Origin of the sequence: Trabulsiella guamensis ATCC 49490, from assembly GCF_000734965.1 — a bacterium.
GTDB classification, from domain to species: Bacteria; Pseudomonadota; Gammaproteobacteria; order Enterobacterales; family Enterobacteriaceae; genus Trabulsiella; species Trabulsiella guamensis.
Genome location: NZ_JMTB01000072.1, coordinates 1 through 1322 on the forward strand (window position 1 = coordinate 1; position 1322 = coordinate 1322).

Below are 1322 nucleotides of genomic sequence, written 5' to 3' on the forward strand. Positions count from 1 at the left end.
CATTGGCGATGATGATACCGTCATCGTCACAGCACTGGAGCCGGGAACGAACTCTTGACGGGATGAGACCAGAAAAACCAGCAGCCACAGGCGGCCAGGCAACATCTTCGTGATTACTGGCGCACCACGCGCCCCAACGTTCAAGTACCAGTTGAATATCCCGCACTAAATACTTCCCCCGTACCATGCTCAGCCAATGACACCACAACCAAACTGCCGATCCAGAAATCGATACAGCAACTTACGCTGCGAGCCATGTTTCTGCTCAAATGCTGCTGTGTCGGCGTGCAGTTCGTTGTGACACGTACGGCACAGCGGTATTACAAAAATGTCATGCGCCTTTGTCCCCGTCCCGCCGAGACCGTAACCGATAATGTGATGCGGGTCGTCAGCAGGTCGCTGGCACACTACACAGGGCTGCGTCTTAACCCAGTCTGTATAGTGTCTGTTCACCCACCTCCGGCGCTTAGGCACCTTCATCAGGGATTCCGGCGCTTCTGTGTCCACTTTCAGCGTCAGAATGCGTGGCTGCTCTTCCTCTGCCGGTGGTGGCTCAACCGCTTTTACCGTCGCTATCTCACGCTGAAGAATGCTGCTGGCCGTCACCGAGGGTGACAATATCGCTTTCTTTATAAACGGGCAGGAACTGTTCAACGGGCAACAACAGAGAACGTGCCGCCATCTCCTCGGTGATAGCACTGCCAGCCCCGGCGCACACCGCCCACCAGCACAGTTCTGCCAGCGAGATTTCACGCTCTTTGTTGTAGCGCAGACGGATGCGAACAGCATCAATCACCCAGTCGATGACATTACGGCGTGCCAGCGCTGAAAGACGCTCTGTAGTCTGCTGGCGCAGTTCGTTCTCACAGTGCCAGCACAGCAGCATCGCACCAGGTGGGTGGCGCATCGTTGTCAGCTCTTTGTGGTGGTAGTCAGAGTGCGGCCACTGGCAGGAATGCACGTTGTGCTCAAGCCAGAACTCAAGACCGGACAGGCCACCAGCAGCGGCAATAACGCGCTCATCCGTGAAAAAAGCCTCGAGGGATTTATCCTCTGCCAGCGGCTGGCGCGCGTCAGGTACCCGCCCTGAAGGCAGGTGCGCCATGCCTGACGGCGCAGGCTCAATCAGTACCCGGCCATGACGGAACATGCTGAGCAGCTCACGACCCGGCTTAAACAGCACAACGCCAATATCTCTGGCAACGTCAGGTTTAAGGAGAACTCTCACGCTAAACCCCCAGGCTCGCAATAATATCGCTGGCAACTCCGCGTGTACCGCCATCACATGATACAGACCGCCGCGCCTGTGTACGGTGCAGCGT

1 protein-coding gene and 1 pseudogene are annotated in these 1322 nt (G+C 57.0%); both read right to left on the reverse strand.

What is annotated here, in order from left to right; translation table 11 throughout:
- The coding region (locus GTGU_RS24580) for an antiterminator Q family protein (RefSeq protein ID WP_281172982.1) at nucleotides 1-166 on the reverse strand (166 nt) is incomplete at its 3' end.
- 23 nt (nucleotides 167-189) lie between these two features.
- A pseudogene (locus tag GTGU_RS10530) lies at nucleotides 190-1228 on the reverse strand (DUF968 domain-containing protein).
- Between the last annotated feature and the right edge of the window lie 94 nt (nucleotides 1229-1322).